This is a genomic window from Archangium sp., from assembly GCF_057119385.1.
In genome coordinates this window covers 1-17,367 of sequence record NZ_DBNGVP010000180.1, presented here as the reverse complement: position 1 = coordinate 17,367, position 17,367 = coordinate 1, and the positions used below count along the sequence as shown (strand labels likewise).

The window sequence follows — 17,367 nt, the reverse complement described above, 5'->3', positions numbered from 1 at the left end:
TGGACCGGGATGGATCGCGCGCGCCTGCTGCTCATCGGGATCACTGCCGTCACGATCGCCTCCTGCGACAAGGTGCCGATCGTCGACATCAACGCGGGCTTCTCGCTCGCGGACGTGGCCTGGTTCGAGGAGGAGGACACGCTCTTCGTCTTCTACCGGGCCAACGCCGAGCAGGGGCTGGGGCCCGACAGCCAGCTCGAGCTCACGGTCCGCACCGATCACTTCGAGCTGCCCTGGACACCGCTGTCTCAGCTCAGCACGGTCCACACCCACGTTCCGGCCGACTGCGGCCCCAAGAGCGTGTGCGGCAGCACCAGCGTGGCGCTGAGCGAGCCGCCGCGAGAGGTGAAGTTGCGGCTGCGCTACCACCGTGCCGGCGAGATGACGATGGACGCGCGCGTGGCCCTCAACGTCATCGGCAGGGGGCCCGCGCACACGAACCGGAGCCTGCTGGTGTACGGCGTGTTCGACGAGACCAACACGCACGTGCAATGGCGCGCCCGGCACCAGTTCCCCACGCTGCGCAACCACGAGGTGCAGAAGTACGGGCTGCGGCGCCACTTCTCCATCTCCGGCCGGCGGCACGGCGCCATCGCCGCGGACTTCAGCGGGAACCCATACGGCTACGGCTCGGTTCCGGACTGTCCGGGAGCGCTGCCACCACTGGACTTCGGACCGGTGGAGACCACCGAGCGGGCCGTGTTCGACGTGGGCACGCTTCCGCTGTCGGCCTCCGAGTCCCCGGTCGTCTGTGCGCGCGCGACCGTCATCGATGCAAAGCGGGGCACCTTCGAGGCGGTGGCGCTGGCGCGAAAGAACCCGCAGGTCCGCCCGGCCTTCCCGATGCTGCGCAGCCCCATCACCGAGAACACTCCCATCAAGTTCATGTTGAGCCCGTGCCGGAGGACGATCTCCGCGCCGCATTACAAGATGCAGGAGCAGCGCCTCTTCCTCGAGGACGCTCCGGAACTCTGCATCGACGACTGGAACGTTCGCGGGTTCGCCGACGAGCTCGCCGCCCGGCTCCGCACGCGGATCGATGAAGTGCGGATGCAGGGGCGGGACATGGTCCTCGTGCTGGGGCTCCATCACGACGACACGACGGGCCGGCTGGGCTCCGTGCTCGAGGAGGCGCTCCAGAAGGTTCTGCCCTTCGAGCGGGACAAGAGCTCGCCACGGGTCACCGGTGCCTTCGTCTACGACAGCCTGGCGCGCACCGTCGGGCGCCCGGAGCTCCGGCGGCTGGTGTTGTGGTGCCCCCCCAACTTCTCGTTCGATGATCTCGACGACGTTCCCGCGGCGGCGTCGAGCACCTGCCCCGCGGTGCCGGAGATCCCCGACATCCAGCTCGGGCCGTTCCGCTTCAATCAGATCCCCATCCTGACGACCCGTGCGCAGTACCTCCGGTTCATCGAGAAGTACTCGGAGAGCCAGGCGGGGAGGATGACCTCGATGTCGTTCCGGGCTCCCGAGAACACGCCTCTCACCGAGAACGTACCGGTGGGAGATTTCGGGACCGCGACCTTCTACAACAACGAGCTCATCACGGCGGAGCCGGGCGATGCGTTCTCCTATTGCCCGGACGCGGACCAGCGGAAGATCGTGTTCCGCACCCCGAGCACGCCTCCGGCAGCGCTCGAGCAGCTTCCCGAGCTGCACCAGTCGGCCCCGCAGCCCGCGTATGCGCTCGGGCTGTTCTGGGACTTCCCGTTCCTGTTGAAGGCGAGCTACGAGAGCTCTCTCGCCGGGGCCGTGACGGCCTACGGTTTCAGCGTGCCGTTCGGAATCGGCAGTTCCAACGAGGAGACCTGGGCAAGCCAGTTGTGGACGACGGGCGAGTTCCCCGTGGGCAACATCCTGGCGCAGTGCACGCGCTTCTGCGATCACCCGACGTTCGATACGAGCGTCACCTACAACGTCCATGCGCTGTTCCGGGACGCCTACCGCATGCAGTGCTATCGCCCGATGTTCCCGCGGCCGGGTGACGGAGGCTTCCCGAATGATCCGTAGCCTTCTCGTCCTCTTCGTCCTCCTGTTGTCGCCGCGCGCCGTACTGGCCGAGGAAGCGCAGCCCCCGGAAGCGCAGGCTCCGGAAACGTCCTCGGAAACGCCCCCCGCGGGCCCCGAGAAGGCCGACGACACGCTGGAGGGCTTCCGCGCGCCGCTCGACACGCTCACCGAGCGGATGATCGGCGCGGCCTCGAAGTCGGTGCGTTTCGACTGGCGGAAGTCCACCCTGGGGCTCGGGCTGATCGGCAGCGAGCTCCTCGAGCGGAACAACTTCGGCAGCACCCGCTTTGGCCTCATGGCGCGCAGGCCGTTCGGGAAGTTCATGGGGGAGGTGGCCCTCTCCCGCGCGTTCACCTGGGGAACCGACAGCACCGACAAGCTGGCGCTCACGCCGTACCGCCAATACGGCCGCCCCAGCCGCATCGAGCTCGACGTCAACGTCGGGTACCCGCTGGCGGAGGGCGTGGTGACCGCGCTGCCTGGCTTCTTCCCCGCGACCGAGCTGGTGTTCTCGGCCAACGCGGGCCTCCGCTACCTCTTCTACCCGGGGGCGATGGGCGGCATGAAGTTCCAGGATGTCGCCACCTCGCTCCTCGCGCCGCGCCTCACCGACCACGAGCTGGGTCAGCTCGAGGCCTCGCGGCCGGGCGGCATGCAGATCGACCCCGCCCGGTACGGCCTCCTCACGGGGCTCTCCGTGGACGTGTACTTCGGGTCCGGCGGTTTCCTGTCGCCGCGGGCGATGATGGCCGTGCCGCTGTTGGGATTCGTCACCGGAACGGGCCTGGGGTTCTGGTGGGAGCTCTCGCTCGCCGTGGGCTGGACACTCTGATGCGCTGGGCCGCCGTCATCATCGCTGGCCTGTTGTCGAGCGCCGCGGCCGCGGAGGAGACGGCGTCCAGGCAGACCGTGGTCTTCTACAACGCGCGCCTCGCGCTCCGGGACCATCGTCCGGAGGACGTGCTCAAGCTGTGGCTGCTTCGCAACAGCCTTCTCCAGCAGGGCGAGCGCACGCGAGAGGATCCTGAATTCCGCTCCGTGGTGTGGGCGGCGCTCGGGAGCCTCGGGATGTGCCAGGACGGGTTCGAGGAGGACGATCGAGGGGGCGCGGGCCTCTGGCCGCTGGGGCTGCACAACACGATCGTCCAGGGGCTCGGCGGAGGCTCGCCGCCCTCGATGCCCGCGCCGTGGGACGTCTTCGAGGTCGGGCGCCAGCAGCGGCTCATCTCGCTGCGGGACGTGCTCTCGGCGGAGGAGCTGCGTTCCGTGACCTTCTTCCGGACCGACTGCCTGCTGCCGGCCCTCACGGCGCTTCGGTTCGGATGGACCCCGTTCCTCGATCTCGAGGATCGACTGAACGCGGGCTGGCTCCTGCGGGATCTGCTGGCGAGGTCTCGCGCCACCCTGGTGCGGGAGAAGGTCCGGAACCTGTCGGTGGTGGAGGCGCGCATCTTCGACCTCAACCTGCTGCTCTCGGACCTGGAGGCGCGCAAGGCGCGTCAGAGCGCCCGGAACCTCTCGCAGCAGGCCCGGGTGGCCGGTGTCTCCGCGGCGGGTGCGGCGGAGCTCCGGAGCAAGCTGGAGACCTTTCCCGAGGACTCGCCGCAGGCGGCGTTCCTTCGCCGAAGCCTCACCTGGACCTCGGGGGAGTGGCTGGCGCTGAGCCGGGAGCGGCGGCTGTTCCTGTTCGCCCGGGCGCAACCGCTGTCGAAGGAGCCAGCCGCGCTCCAGAAGCTCATGCTCGAGATCATCGACGAGCTGATCCGCCGCAAGGACGGGAAGGAGCTCGAGGCCTGGATCGGCTTCGTGGGAGCGAGCGAGTCGGCGGAGCCGCGCGGTGCGCTGACCTCGGGCGAACGAGGCAAGAGCCTCCTCGAGCTCGATGAGAGCACCGGGTTCCGCGAGCGGGCCGTCATCGCGCTGCACCGGGGCGTGGGCTTCCTGGAGGAGGGATCGCTGCAGGAGTCCCTGCGCTCCTTCGCGTACGCCATGCAGCAGGCCGAGACCTCGCGCGAGGCGGCCGTCACCCTGGGGCTCGCACGGCGGTGGCTGTCGTACGTGCTCTCCCGTTACGAGACCAACGACGAGGTCGTCGCCACGCTGAAGGCGCTGGTTCCTCGGCAGGAGTACAACCAGGTCATCGAGGATCTGGTCTGGCGCGCGGCGCTGCGTGCGGACGCTCGCTCCTTCGAGCGGATTGACCGGAGTGCCCGGCGCGGTGGCTCCTTCGACGCGACGGTCGAGCGGCTCCGGCCGCTGTCGCAGGGCAAGCCGGGAGAGATGGCGGCGCGGTTGCGCGATGCGCTCCGCGAGGAGCCCTCGTCGGTGCTGAGGTTCCTGCGCCAGCTCCTTGAGAACATCGAAGTGGAAGATGCGGACGTGCGCCGGGCCAACGTTCCGACGCTCGAGCGCGTGCTCGAACTGCTCCGGCCCCTGAGCGCCGAATCCACGACGGCGAAGTCGCAGAGCCGGACGGCCGGCGAGCTCATGGAGCGGACCCAGTCGATCCTCGATGGCCTGAGCCACCTCGATGACTCGGTGAGTGGGAACGCGCGGGCGCTGTCGCCCACGCGCTCGACCTTCGCCGGGAGCATCCGCCTGGCGCCGGCCGATCCGCTGCCATGGCCCTTCCGGCCGCCCGAGCCCGAGGCGCCGTCCGTCTTCACGCCGATCGTGCTCGAGCCGGTGGAGTGGCGGGACGCGAAGGGCGCACTCGTTTTCGGGTGGAGGCTCTCCGAATGACCCCCAGGGAGCTTCGGCGCGAGCTGCGCCAGCGCAAGAAGGAGCTGAGCCGCTCGGTGGCGCTCATGAAGCGGGCGGCACGCGAGCGGGTGGAGCAGCTCCCCGTCGTCCAACGCGAGAAGAGGCGGAGGCGTATTCGCCGAGCGGTGACGATCGCCGCGCTGCTGCTCCTGGCGATGCTGGTGCGCTGTGAGTGCGCGCCGCCGCCGCCCGTACCGCCTCCGGAGCCGGAGGTGAAGCCCGTGCCGGCGGAGGTGACGCCGAAGAAGCCCGTGCCGCCCGCGAGCAAGCCGAAGGCATCCAGCGAGCGCATGGAGCGCCAGCGGCGAGGGCGCTACCAGAACGAGGCGCAGACCTCGCCGGGCTGGCTGGACGACTTCCGCCTTCAGGTCGCGGCGCGCAGCCCGCGTCTGGCGCAGTGCTTCAGTGGGACCGAGCGTCCCGGGGCCCTGCGCTGGACGGCCGCGGTGAACGCCGCGAGCGGCTCCGTCTCCGACCATGCGCTCGAGCTCGTGGGAACGGGCGGCGAACTGAGCGGGAAGCAACGCGACTGCGTCCAGGGCGTCCTCTCCAGCCCGGGCTACCGGCTGAAGCCCGAGCAGAAGCAGGACCTGCCCGGCCGGGTCAGCATCGTCATCGAGTTCTGACGAGCCTCGGTGCGCCTTGCTGGAAGGCTTCTCCCAGTCTGGAGCACCTGGACTCACGCGCCGGCTCAGGGAACCATGGTCAGGGTCCACGCGGTGCCGGTGCCGGTGGCCGCTGCGTTGACACCCTGGGACGCGTCGGTACGGTTCAGGTAGTCCGCCCAGGGTGCCCGCGTTCCTCGCCCGCCAGCCGCCTCGTTCCCAGGGGGAGGCACTGCTGCGGCGCATCGCCCAGAGACGTCGCGGTTCTCGAGGGTCACGAGCTGCCACACCGAGTTCCTCGGGTTCTGACCCCCCCGGTTACCGAGGATGAAGAGAGGAGCTTCGATTTCCCCTATGCGCTGGTGGCACACGAGATGGCGCCTCCGGACGACGCGCCGGATGCACTCGAGCCGCCGTCCGGGTGAGACTCGGGGCGCATGAGCGACGTGCGCCGGCTGTTCATCCTCCGCTGTGGTTATGAGGTCCTCCCCCGGTCCGTGTCTCTGCGGGGCGCGGATCCCACCGTCATCCTGTGCGAGCCGGTGTGCGCGTATCTGTTGGACACGGCGCACGGCTGGGTGCTCTTCGACACGGGGACGGATCCGGCGCGGCTGAAGGATCCAGTGGGGCGCCAGCGCTTCCAGGGCCCCGGATGGGTGGCGCCGCCGATCATCCTCCCCGAGCACGAGCTGCTGCCCCAGCTGGAGCGCCTGGGCGTGGGCCCGGAGGACATCCGCTCGGTCATCCTCAGCCACGTGCACTACGACCACACGGGCCACCTCAAGTACTTCCCCCGGGCGTCCATCTACATCCAGCTTAGTGTCTGGCGTCACTTCAACGTCAGCAGCGCGCTGGTGACGATGAAGGCCCTCTGCCTCCTCGTTGGGAGGAGGCTCGGCCTCCCACCGGCCCGAGGTTCGCGCGGCGTCCTACTCAGGATCCAGGTTCCATGTTCCTTCCTCCCAATGTTTCAGGACCATGGTCGCATTGATAGCCGCAACTCCGCCCCCACTAGCGGCTGCCTCGAGCACTGCTTTTGCCTCTGCTGTCCGGTAACGCAGTAAGAACGCAGCAGCACCGACGCGCACATCCGGGCGCGGATGCTTTAGTAGCAAGGACAGGGCGTCACGTCCGGCATCGCCCTCCGACCGCAATTTTTCGAGCGCAGCGATGTAACGATTAGCGTGTTTGTTGCCGGTCTTGGCATCCCCTCTCATTATCGCATCTGTTTGTGCGGCCACGTTCTCCGCAAATTCCTCCACGATCCTCTCTAGTTTCCTCACCATTCCCCGCTCCTGAGCTTCTTGAGGACAAGCAATCCAAACGAGCGCTGCGCCTCGTAATTTTGCGTTCTGATCCACTCTCGTACCGTCAAGTTGTTCGAGCTGGTGATGTAGGGGTTCTTCGCGGAATAGAACGCACTCACTCTCGTGTGCAGATCCTTATCCAATGGAATTACGTTCTCGGTGTTGTGAATGGCCTCGGCACCGAAGCGTTTGATGTTGAACTTGTGCTTCTCGACAAGATGATGCCACTCCTGGCCCTCCCCAGCCTTGCTCATCTGACGTTTGAAGGCTCTGAATGAACGGAAGGCACGATGACCATCAGGGAGAAGTCTGCCGCTCTTTGGGGATTCAATGGCCTTGAGCGCGGAGCGCTCGCCGCCCCCGTTACGTGCAGTCATTGACACCGCGTTGACTGGTAAGACAATACGAATCGTACCCTCGTTCACGGAAACAATGACTCGCTCGGCCCCGGCTGCCGCATCCATCAGGCGGAGCCCGGTGTTTGTCTCGACCGTGCGCGAGGCTTGCCCGAAGCCCGGCAGATTCGGCCCTTTCGACATGAGTACCGCCGTTTCACCTACCGCCGCCGTCGCTACCATGACGAGAATTCGAACGCTATTGGGGCCGATGACTCTTCCGAACCTGTCTCCCACCTCCCGCAGTTCCGCAAAGGTAGAGGCTCGCGGCGCATCCTCGTAAAGCTGTGCATAAGCCCGCAGCAGATCGAAGAACTCCCATCCGAGATAGCCCCACATGAGCACGGAGAACGCGAGGGCTATGCCCTTTGTCACTGGCTCCGGTGCAAGCAAAAGCGCCATGTGTGCTGTAATGGTGAAGCTGAGAGTAGCCAGCACCCGCATGGGGTTGAGCATGGCCCGCGCCTCCGCGTCCACTCCTTCCAGGGCAGGCCCCACCGCCAGGGCAAGGGCAATGCTGCGCTTGTCGTTGGCTTGAAGGCGGGGCCCATCATCAAGCAAACTTAGACAGTCGCCAGGAGTGCCACGCCGCTCGCAAAATCGCTCATAGGATTGCGCAAGGTCTGATTGCCACGCCTCGCCACTCAAAGGCGCGGAGGCTAGCGCCAGCTTCCGGCCGACGTACAACGGGGGACATGGGGCGGACACCCGCAGCGGGACTTGGAGCCAAAACGTTGTCAGAGCGGCGTTGAGCTCGGAGTCACTGACCCGCACCGGCTGAAAGTCCGTGGGCAGATTGGAGAAGATGGCTTCGCCGTCGCCTGTGTCCTCTTCGTCGGTTTCCTCCTCCAGCGTCCACGCCTCGGAGGAGCCCTCGGGTGTGGGCGGGCTGTAACGGTACGCCGTCACTCCTCCGCCGGAGGGGGCTCCCGTGGCGCACGCTGTCACCAGCATCACCGCCGCCAGGGCCAGCGCCCCCACGCGCAAGGGCCGTTGTGTGTCCACGGGACGAGTACCGAATGCATGCCTGGACATCTGTGTGCCTCTCCAGGCGAACCGCCCGGTCTGGATGCTGAACCCCGTCGATTTGCGTATTCCGGTGATGTGGAACACTCGTTCCGGACGAAGTGGAACGCTCGTTTCGGAGCAAGCGGAACAGTCGGAGCGTCAGCGACACTGGCCGGGGTTCACTTCACCCCCTTCTTGGCCCGGGTCAAGTTCCCTCCCGGGCTACGCACCGGGTCGCCCGTGAGCCTCAAGCCGATGGGCGTTGTGCACCAGCCGGTCGAGGATGGCATTGGCCAGGGTGGTGTTGCCAATCACCGCGTGCCAGTCCTTCGGGTCGAGCTGGCTGGTCACCACGGTGGCGCCGGCGCCATAGCGCCCCTCCAGCAACTCCTTGCGCTCGCTGGCGCCCAAGGGCTCCAGACCGAAGTCGTCGAGGATGAGCACGGTCCTGCTCGGCGGGCCGTTCGAGCTCCTGAACGAGCGCGCGGGTCTCCGGAGAGGGTGCGATGCCGAGGTCCCGGTGGAACTGCTCCCAGCAGTCTCGGTAGGCGAGGAGGGCGGAGGAGCGGTCGCCGAGCCGCAGGTGGAGGCGGATCGCCGTCTGCCAGGCCTGCTCGGAGGTGGGCCGCGGCTATCTGCGAATTCAGTGCCAACGCGTGGCGCTGAAGGCGCCACTCCCCACCGCTGGAGGAAATGGGACGAAATTCCCGGTCAAACGTCATGGCGATGGGATGCCCGATTTGCAGGTCCCACTCGTTTCGACCCAAAGCCCTTTGCCACCGAGCACTCTTCCCATGACCTCCGTTCCGTTCTGGAAGCAGCTGAAGTCGCTGTCGAAGTTCCTCCTGACCTCCACCCTGTTGCTGACCGCCACGGCGTGCCAGCCGGAGGACACCGAGCAGCCGAAGGCCGCGTCCAGCGAGGTGCGCGTCGGCTACGTGCCCGCCGCCCACGGCAAGACCGTGGAGGTTCGCTACACCGTGGAGGACGGCTACGCGGTCCAGGGAGACATGGTCTTCGGCCGCGCCGAGGACATCGCCACCACGCGCGAGGAGGCCCTGCGGCGCATGAGCGGCGGAGTCTCCGCGCAGGCGGGGGACGTCTCCTCGCAGGTCATGTACATCAACGGCGGCATGTGGCCGGGCGGCGTCGTCTATTACCAGTGGGACGCCGGCATGCCCTCGGGCACCCGCGGCGTGCTCCAGCAGGCCATCGACTATCTCAACAGCCGCTCGGGCGAGACGGGCGTGCGCCTGGTCGCGGGCACCAACGGCGGCAAGTACGTGGTGCTGACGTATGGCTCGGATCGCGCGGAGGTGGGCTACAAGGGCTACGCGCAGCGCCTGTGGTTCCAGAACAGCCTGTGGCAGGTGGGTGTGCACGAGCTGGGTCACACCATCGGCCTGTGGCACGAGCACCAGCGCTGCGAGCAGGCCACCTACCTCTACATCTACGCGCCCAGCGACGGGAACATCGCGGCGCAGTGCGATCAGCCCGTGGTGCCCAACGAGCCGTACAACACGCAGTCCATCATGCACTACTCGGAGGGCGAGTTCGCCGGCCGCGCGGCCTTCAAGCCGGGCGTCACCGTGGCGCCGCCCAAGAGCCTGCACCCGGGACTCGTCGCGTATGACGTGCGCAACCTCGCCTATCTGTACAAGCCGTACGACAACGCGAAGTTCATCGACTTCCAGAACCGGCCCACGTCGGTCACCCGTGGCCAGACGTTCACGGTGACGGCCATCTTCGAGAACACCGGCACGACGGCCTGGAGCATCGCGGCCGGCTACAAGCTGGGCTCGCAGAACCCGCAGGACAACTCCACGTGGGGCACCCACCGCGTGGCGCTCCCGGGCACCATCTACACGGGCCAGTGGGCGTACATCACCATGAACCTGCGCGCGCCGAGCACCCCGGGCGTCTACAACTTCCAGTGGCGCATGCTGAAGGAGAACGTGGCCTGGTTCGGCCAGACCTCCACCAACTTCACCATCCAGGTGCTGTGAGCTGACGCGGTGGCGGCGGGGTGGATTCCCGCCGCCTCGCCAGACCCGTGAGGCATTCGCCGTTCGAAAGGCCCATGGCGTTTGCTCCTCTGCCCCGGAAGGGGGGCTCGATGGGGACGGCGATGCCAGAGACCCTGTGCACCTCACATGTCACCAGGGGGGGCGGTGCGGCCTTCCCTCATTTCATGGGTTGCAGACAGGCGGAGATGCGCCGCAGGACGGCCTCGCGCACCGGTTGGGGGAGCGTCTCGATGACAGCCCGGCGCAGCACGCCCTGGGTGAAGGTGGCGCCGCGCAGCACCTTCGCCTCCTCCAACTCCTTCCAGGGCGCGGCGAGCTGATCGGCGTGCAACCCCAGCACGCACGTGGCCAGCTCCAGGCTGAAGTCCGCTCCCGCGAGCGCCACGGTGCGTGCCAGCCGGAGCGCATCCGGGGACAGCCGCTTGAGCCGCTGCTCGACAATCCATGTCACGCGGTCGGACGGCGGCGGTGCCGCGGGAAAGGTTCCATCGAAGCCCGCCGCCACCAGGCTCCGCACCGTTTCGATCAGGAAGAGCGGATTGCAGCCCGTGTACCTCGCCAGCTGCGGAACGATCGCCTCCAGCCGGGGCACCCCCATCTGCGCGAGCAGCTCGCCCGCGGCCGACAGCATCAGCGGCTCCAGCGGGAGCCACGCCGCGAGTCCCGCCTCCCGGTGCTCGCGCAGCCGCTCCTCGAACGCGGGGGCCAGCTCGCCCGTGCGGAAGCAGGTGAGCAGGCGAAGTGCCTCACCTCCGGGCTCCGGCTCCAGCAGCAGATCCTGCACGCGCAGGTGCAACTCCAGGCTGGCCGCGTCCGCGCGGTGCGCGTCGTCGAGCACCAGCGCCGACATCTCCCCGCAGCGGGTGCGGATCAACCGGGCGAGCGCCTCGGCGAGCCGGGCTTTCTCCTCGGGGGTGGAGGGCAGGGGCGGTGCGCTGGGCTCCAGCTCCGGGACGAGCCGGGCGATCTCCCGCCGCACCCAGGGCTCCAGGGGCCGTTCCGGCTCGAGCCCCAGCACGGCGCGGGACACCCGGGCGCTCGTGGCGTAGGACGTGGACGGATCCGCGGGCCGGGCGGCGACGAGCAGCCAGGAGCCCTGGGCACTGCAGAACTCGGAGACCAGCCGCGTCTTGCCGATGCCCGCCTCGCCGAGCACGTAGACGGGGCGGCCCGCGGCCCAGGCTTCTTCCAGGACGGCCCACTCGTTGTCGCGGCCGACCAGCTCCAGAGGGGAGAGCATCGCGAGCGGGAGCTCCTCGGGCGCACGGAGCCTGGGGCGCTCCTGCTCCGCGGGCCGCTCGAACTCCTGGACGAGCGCCCGGGTCTCCGGGGAGGGATCGATGCCGAGCTCGCGGTGGAGCTGTTCCCGGCAGTCGCGGTAGGCCAGGAGGGCGGAGGAGCGATCCCCGAGCCGCAGGTGGAGGCGGATCGCCGTCTGCCAGGCCTGCTCGGAGGTGGGCTGCAGCTGGAGCAGACGCCGCACCGTCTCGAGCGCGGCCTCGAGCTGGCCGGCCTGCTCCAGGCGGAGGGCCTCGGCCTCGGCGGCACGGCATTGCAGGGAGTGGAACCGGGTCCGTTGGATCCGGAGCCACTCCTCCAGCTCTCCACAGTCTTCGTAGGAGAAGCCGGCGAGCAGCTCGCCCTGGAAGGGGGGGAGCTTGGAGTACTCGCGGGCGTCCACGAGGATGCCCTCACAAAGCCAGACGGGATCATCTCCCGCGAGGCTGTCTTCACCCAGGGTGAGCCGCAGCCTGCGCAGGAGCTGGCGCAGGTTGACGCGAGCGCTCCTGTCGGGCGCATCCGGCCACAGGAGGCTGGCGAGCCGGCTGCGCTCGGTGGGGCCCTCGATGGCGAGGTACGTCACCAGCGCCGCCGCCTTGCGCTCCATGTGTCTCGCGCCATGCAGGGGCGAGTTCACCCGGGCACGGCCAAGCACCTCGATATGCGTGGCAACCGATGGCATACACCCCCCTCCAGAGAAGCTGGGATTCTTCACGCTCCGTGAGCCAGGCCGCAAGGATGGTTTGAGCCCCGTGCACTCGCGGAGACACACCGCTGTCACGCTGGAGTCACGCCTCGGAGCACCGCTTCAAGGCCTCACATCACGCGCCAATCACGCCCCTGGTGCACAGTGCGGGTGAAGGCGCGGGGGCAGGACCCGCTCCTTTCCGGCCCGAGCCGGGTGCTCACGTTTCAGGGGGGAGACGATGGCCGCGACACATGGAGGAAAACACGTATCGTGGAAATCCATTCACCGCGTCCTGGGGGCGCTCTGCCTCTGGGCGGCGCCGGCCCTGGCGCAGAACAAGCCCGTGGCCGTGTCCGCCGCACCCGCGGCGCCCGTGGCTCCGGCGCCAGCTCCCGCTCCGCCTCCGGTCATCGTCCACCCGGAGCTCGTCGTCACCGATCTGCGCAACCAGATCGCCTCACACAGCAGCCGGATCGCGCGCCTGCTCCAGGAGCGCGAGGCCCTGGATGCGCAACTGGAGAAGATCAGACCGGATGAAAAGACTTCCACGCAACTGAAAGAGCAGCGGGCGAAGCTCGTCCGTGCGGTGGATGACAAGAACAGGGAGCTGAGGGAGGCGGTGTCGCGGCAGGAGCAGCTGTTGTCCATGGCCGCGGAGCATGCGGACGCGCTGGAGGAGCTCGGGAACGAGCGGAAGCTCCTCCGCTTCATGGTGGGAGGCGGCGTGGGGTTGCGGCGGCTCGAGGACGTCCAGCTCGGGCCGGGGGGCGGTGGGGCCTCTCCGGGCCTGGTGGGCACGGAGGCGCCCCGGGTGGACGTGTTGGGCGCGGTCGCGTTCCTGCCCGTGGACTTCAACAGCCGGGATCGCCACCAGACGTTCAGCCTGGGCGTCATGGCGGGATTGGGGGGCAATGGCTTTCCGGCCAACGTCTACGCCGGGCTGACGCTGAAGGTGTGGGTGCTGTACCTCAACGCCGGGGCCAACTTCCGCAAGGAGGATGCCTGGCGCCAGGGGCCGCCGACGCAGGCCGCGTTCTGGCAGGGGGCGTGGACGCCCACCGTCTTCGCGGGAGTGGCGCTGGACAGCGAGGCGCTGCTCGCCCTCCAGCGGGTGTTGCCGCCGAAGCGCGCGCCGGAGGGGTTGCAGGTCGATCCGAGGTGAGGGGCGGGAGGGGGGTGCCCCTCATCTCGGGTCGGTTTCAGCTCACGGCAGCGCCAGGGCGACGCGCTGGCGCAGGCGCAGGAAGTCGTCGGACAGCACGTAGGTGAGGATCTGCTGCAGGTCGGCGCGCTCGCGCAGGGCCTGCAGCAGGGGCTCGGCGTTGTCCAGGCGGGCGGTGGCGAAGTGGGGGTCCTCGCGCAGCACCATGGTGAGGCCCACCGACACGTCGCCGCACATCAGCACGCCCGCGCGGTCCGCGGAGAACGCCATGCCCTCCAGCACGGGCTCCAGCTCCACCCGGGACTGGGGGCCCAGCTCCAGGGCGGCCGGCTCCAGCGCCTTGAGCGCCTTGCGCGAGTAGGCCCGGCGGTACTGCCGCACCAGCTCCTCGTTGTTGCGGCCCAGCGCGGTGAACAGCGGGGCGAAGATGCGGACGGAGTTGCCGAACAGGTCCTGCGTCTCGCCGCGCGACAGCTTGGAGAGCACCGCCGTCTTGTTGAGCAGGCCCAGCACCGCGCGGCCGAAGAGGAACTTCTGCTCGCGGGCGTTGAAGCGGCGCACCACGTCCTGGCCCACGCACATGCTCAGCGGCTCGGTCGTCTCCAGGCCGATGAGGCCGCGGCGGGCCTGGTACACCTCGAACTCCTCCACGCCGAACACCTGCGCCACGGTGCGCACCGCCTTGAAGACGGCGTGGTCCGGCTTGAGCTTGTCCGTCTTGCGGTCCACCCCGAGCAGCTCGAACTGGGCCGGGTGCAGCTTGCTGAGCTGATCTCCCACAGCGCGCATGACCTCGAGCAGCGGCCCGCGGGCCGAGGGGTGCATGAGCCCCGCGTCCACGTCCGCCACGCTCAGACGCTCCTGCGTCTCGGTGGGCAGGCGGCTGCGCATCTCCGAGTAGAAGGTGGCCTCCGCCTCGTTGGCCGAGCGCAGGAAGTGCAGCACGGCCGCGGCGCAGAAGGCCTTGTCCGTCTGCCGGGTGCCCTCCCACAGGCGGAAGAGCGCGTGCAGGCTCTCCACGCGGGTGGGCTCCAGCTTCAGCAGCTGCCGGTTCTCCTCGATGGCGAGCTGCGAGGCCGCCGCGTCCCGCATGTACAGGGTGGCCAGGGCCGAGCGGGCCGGGACGTTGGCCGGATCCGCGTCGACGATGTGCCGGTACAAGGTGATGGCGCGGGTGGGCTCCTCCAGCGGGCCGGCGTACAGGTCCGCCACCTTGAGCCGCAGCGAGGCCGCGCGCTTCGTGTCCCCGGTGGCCTGGGCCTGGGCGGCCTGGGCCTCGAGCATCTGCGAGAGCTCCAGCAGGTTGCCGGCGCGCTCGTAGAGCACCACCAGCCGGTCCACCAGCGTGCCGTCGCCCGGGGTGAGCTCCAGCGCCTGGCGGTAGAGCGTGGAGGCGGAGGCGCCGTCTCCCAGCCCCTGCTCGTGGATCTGCGCCAGCGTCACGGTGTGGCGCGCGCGCTCGGCCACGGGCAGGTCCATCTCCAGCAGCCGGCGCAGGCAGTCCAGGGCGCCCTGCCAGTTGCGCACCTGCTGGAAGAGGGCGGCCATGCGCTCCAGCACCTCGGTGTTGCGCGGCAGGCCCTCGCGCGCGGCGTGCAGGTGGATGGCGGCGCGGCTCGGCTCGGAGAGCTGATCCTGGTACAGCGCGCCCAGCGTCAGGTGCAGCTTCGCCACGTGGGCCGGCTCGCCCCCGAGCGGGATGCGCTGGGCGAGCATCGCGGCGGCGTCGGCGTACCGGTGCTCCTCCAGCAGCAGCTGGCCGCGCAGCTCCAGGGCCTCCGGGAGGGCCGGCTGGAGGGACAGGGCGCGCTCGAGCAGCTCCAGGGCGCGGGCGCGGTTGCCCAGCGAGGACAGGTGCGTCTTCGCCGCGCCGAAGAAGGCCGCCGCGGCCGAGGCGGGATCCTGCTGCGCCAGCCGGGCCTCGGCGCGACGCTCCTGCAGCGTGGCCAGGTCCGCCGCGCCACCGCGCGCGGCCAGCAGATCCTCCAGGCCCGCGGTCGCCTGGGCGTCCAGCGGATCCTTCTCCAGCGCCTGGCGGTACAGGGCGATGGCGCCCTCCGAGTCCCGCAGCGGGCCCGCGGCGATCCGGGCCGCGGCGACGAAGGCCTCGATGGCGCTGCGGGGATCCTTCACGACGCGGGCCTCGCTCTCCAGCAGCAGCCGGGCGGAGGCGGCGTCACCCCTGCGGGCCAGCAGGCGGCGCAGGCCCTGCAGCGCGGGCAGGCACTGCGGCTGCAGCTGCAGCGCGGCGCGGTAGGCCTGCTCGGCGCGGGTGGGGTTGTTGTGGCGCGTCTCGTCCAGCTCCGCGCAGCGCAGCATCAGCTCCACGCGCTCCAGCTCGTCACCCACCACCTGGAGCCGGCGCATGTACAGCTCGGACAGGCCGGCGGCGTCGCCCGTCTGGCGCAGGGCGCGCTCCAGGTAGAAGGCGAGCCGCACGTCCCGCGGGTTCTCCGCCACGGCGCGGCGCAGGGCCTCCACGTCGGCGCCCTTGTCCAGGTCCGTGGCGGCGTTCACCCGCAGGGCGGTGCCCAGGCGCGCGTCCTTCACCACCTCGGCCAGGCGCAGGCGCAGCTCGCCCCGGCGCGCCCGGTCCCCCGCGCGGATGCGCTCCAGCGTCTTGAGGGCCGACAGGTGGCCGGGCTCCAGCGCCAGCACCGCCTCGCAGCACTGGGCCGCGCGCGCGGGCTCCTGGAAATGGTCCAGGTACAGCCGCGCCAGCTTCATGTACGCGGCCACCTTGGCCCCCGGCGTCTGGGCCATCTGCGTCTCGCGGTCCAGCAGCGCCACCAGCTCCTTCACGTCCTCGTCCGCCAGGTACAGCCGCTCCAGGGCGCGCAGCGTGGCCGCGTGGCCCGGCGCCATCCGCAGCACCTCCTGGAAGACCTCGATGGCCATCTCCGGCCGCTTGAGCTGATCCTCCCAGATGGTGGCCGCGTGGTAGAGCGCGTTGGCCCGCTCCATCGGATCCGTCCGGTTGGCGGCCTCGGCGCGCAGCACCTCGATGAGGCTCTCCCACGCGCCTTGCGCCTTGTAGAGCCGCGCCAGCGCGCGCAGCGCCGGGAAGTGGCTCGGCGCCAGCGTCAGCACCTCCTGGTAGGAGGCCACCGCCTGGTGCTCGTCCTTCAGCCGGTGCTCGCACAGCTCGCCGATCTTGTAGATGAGCGACGCGGCGGTCTCGGCCGTGGGGGCGAACTCCGCCTCGGCCCGGTACATGCGGATGAGCAGATCCCACTTGCCCTCCTGCGCGTACAGCCGGCCCAGCGCCTTGAGCGCCGGCAGGTACGAGGGCGTGAGCGTCAGCACCCGCTCGTACGCGGCGATGGCGCCCGCGCGATCCTTCAGGTGCTCGTCCAGAATCTCCGCGTTGCGGTGGTAGAGCGAGAGCACCTGCTTGGTGTCTCCCACCAGCGAGGCCTCCAGCTCCTGGTTGGTGATGAGCTCCTGGAAGCGCCCGGCGCGCTCCAGCAGCCGCGACAGGTTGCGGATGGTGGGCAGGTGGTCCGACGCCAGGTCGAGGATGCGCCGCATGCACTCGATGGCGTGGTCCAGATCGCTCAGCCGGTCCTCGTAGATGACGGCGACCTTGTTGAGCGTGGTGATGAGCTGATCCCTGTCCTGCGTCTGGAGCAGATCCTGCTCGTACATGGCCACCAGCTCGGCGAAGCGGCTCTGGCGCTCGTAGAGGCGGGTGAGGGCCTTCTGGGCGGGGAGGTAGCCCGGCTGGAGCTGGAGGCAGGTGTTGTAGCGCTGGATGGCCTCCTCCTGCCGGCCCAGCCGCTCCTCGAGGATCTCCGCCGCCTTGAACATGCGCGCGGCCTTCTCCTTGGGATCCGGGGTGGCGGCGGTCTCGGCGTCGAAGACGGAGACGAGGCCCTCCCAGTTCCGCATGCGGTAGAAGAGCTTGCCCAGGCCGGCGAGCGCGGCGGCGTGGCCGGGGATGCGGGCGAGGATGGTCTGGTAGCGGGTGATGGCGTCCGCCTCGCGCTTGAGGTCCTCCTCGTAGAGGGCCGCCAGGCGCAGGTTGATGGCCACCAGCTCGCTCTCGTCGTTGATGCAGCCCACCCAGGCGAGCAGCACGTCGGCGAGCTCCTCGAAGCGCTGGCGCGTCTCGTAGATGT

General features: G+C 69.3%; 11 protein-coding genes and 2 pseudogenes. 7 read left to right on the top strand and 6 right to left on the bottom strand.

Annotation, left to right across the window (positions count from 1 at the left end; all coding sequences use genetic code 11):
- Positions 1-9 precede the first annotated feature (9 nt).
- From AC16DP_RS42000 to AC16DP_RS41980, 5 genes and pseudogenes are all read left to right on the top strand, one after another.
- A complete protein-coding gene (locus tag AC16DP_RS42000) occupies positions 10-2,010 on the top strand; it encodes a hypothetical protein (RefSeq protein WP_329732237.1) in 2,001 nt (666 codons plus the stop codon).
- Complete coding sequence (locus AC16DP_RS41995) at positions 2,000-2,842, top strand: hypothetical protein (protein WP_329732238.1); 843 nt, start codon at positions 2,000-2,002, stop codon at positions 2,840-2,842. Before AC16DP_RS42000 ends, AC16DP_RS41995 begins: the two co-directional genes overlap by 11 nt.
- The gene (locus AC16DP_RS41990; protein ID WP_329732239.1) at positions 2,842-4,752 is read left to right on the top strand and encodes a hypothetical protein; all 1,911 of its coding nucleotides are present in this window, start codon (positions 2,842-2,844) and stop codon (positions 4,750-4,752) included. Before AC16DP_RS41995 ends, AC16DP_RS41990 begins: the two co-directional genes overlap by 1 nt.
- Positions 4,749-5,399 carry a hypothetical protein gene (locus AC16DP_RS41985; protein ID WP_329732240.1) on the top strand — a complete coding sequence of 217 codons (651 nt, stop codon included), beginning with the start codon at positions 4,749-4,751 and terminating at the stop codon, positions 5,397-5,399. Before AC16DP_RS41990 ends, AC16DP_RS41985 begins: the two co-directional genes overlap by 4 nt.
- Positions 5,400-5,815: 416 nt before the next feature.
- A pseudogene (locus tag AC16DP_RS41980) lies at positions 5,816-6,193 on the top strand (MBL fold metallo-hydrolase); the annotation flags it as partial.
- 114 nt (positions 6,194-6,307) lie between these two features.
- Here AC16DP_RS41980 and AC16DP_RS41975 read toward each other — a convergent pair.
- From AC16DP_RS41975 to AC16DP_RS41960, 4 genes and pseudogenes are all read right to left on the bottom strand, one after another.
- The gene (locus tag AC16DP_RS41975) at positions 6,308-6,664 is read right to left on the bottom strand and encodes a DUF2019 domain-containing protein (RefSeq protein ID WP_329732241.1); all 357 of its coding nucleotides are present in this window, start codon (positions 6,662-6,664) and stop codon (positions 6,308-6,310) included.
- The gene (sitA5, locus tag AC16DP_RS41970; protein WP_329732242.1) at positions 6,658-8,115 is read right to left on the bottom strand and encodes a SitA5 family polymorphic toxin; all 1,458 of its coding nucleotides are present in this window, start codon (positions 8,113-8,115) and stop codon (positions 6,658-6,660) included. Before sitA5 ends, AC16DP_RS41975 begins: the two co-directional genes overlap by 7 nt.
- Positions 8,116-8,310: 195 nt before the next feature.
- Entirely contained in the window at positions 8,311-8,532 is a 222-nt protein-coding gene (locus AC16DP_RS41965; RefSeq protein WP_329732243.1) for an ATP-binding protein, read from the bottom strand.
- Between the two features lie 82 nt (positions 8,533-8,614).
- Positions 8,615-8,671 (bottom strand): annotated as a pseudogene (locus tag AC16DP_RS41960) (hypothetical protein); the annotation flags it as partial.
- Positions 8,672-8,882: 211 nt separating this feature from the next.
- Here AC16DP_RS41960 and AC16DP_RS41955 point away from each other — a divergent pair.
- Positions 8,883-10,094 carry a M12 family metallopeptidase gene (locus AC16DP_RS41955; RefSeq protein ID WP_329732244.1) on the top strand — a complete coding sequence of 404 codons (1,212 nt, stop codon included), beginning with the start codon at positions 8,883-8,885 and terminating at the stop codon, positions 10,092-10,094.
- Between the two features lie 178 nt (positions 10,095-10,272).
- On the opposite strand, the gene AC16DP_RS41950 is transcribed toward AC16DP_RS41955, so the two are convergent.
- The gene (locus AC16DP_RS41950; protein WP_329732245.1) at positions 10,273-12,078 is read right to left on the bottom strand and encodes an ATP-binding protein; all 1,806 of its coding nucleotides are present in this window, start codon (positions 12,076-12,078) and stop codon (positions 10,273-10,275) included.
- A 244-nt stretch (positions 12,079-12,322) separates the two neighbouring features.
- On the opposite strand from AC16DP_RS41950, the gene AC16DP_RS41945 reads away from it, so the two are divergent.
- A complete protein-coding gene (locus AC16DP_RS41945; protein ID WP_329732246.1) occupies positions 12,323-13,246 on the top strand; it encodes a hypothetical protein in 924 nt (307 codons plus the stop codon).
- Between the two features lie 42 nt (positions 13,247-13,288).
- Here AC16DP_RS41945 and AC16DP_RS41940 read toward each other — a convergent pair.
- On the bottom strand, positions 13,289-17,367 hold a 4,079-nt coding region (locus tag AC16DP_RS41940; RefSeq protein WP_483957053.1), incomplete at its 5' end, for a tetratricopeptide repeat protein.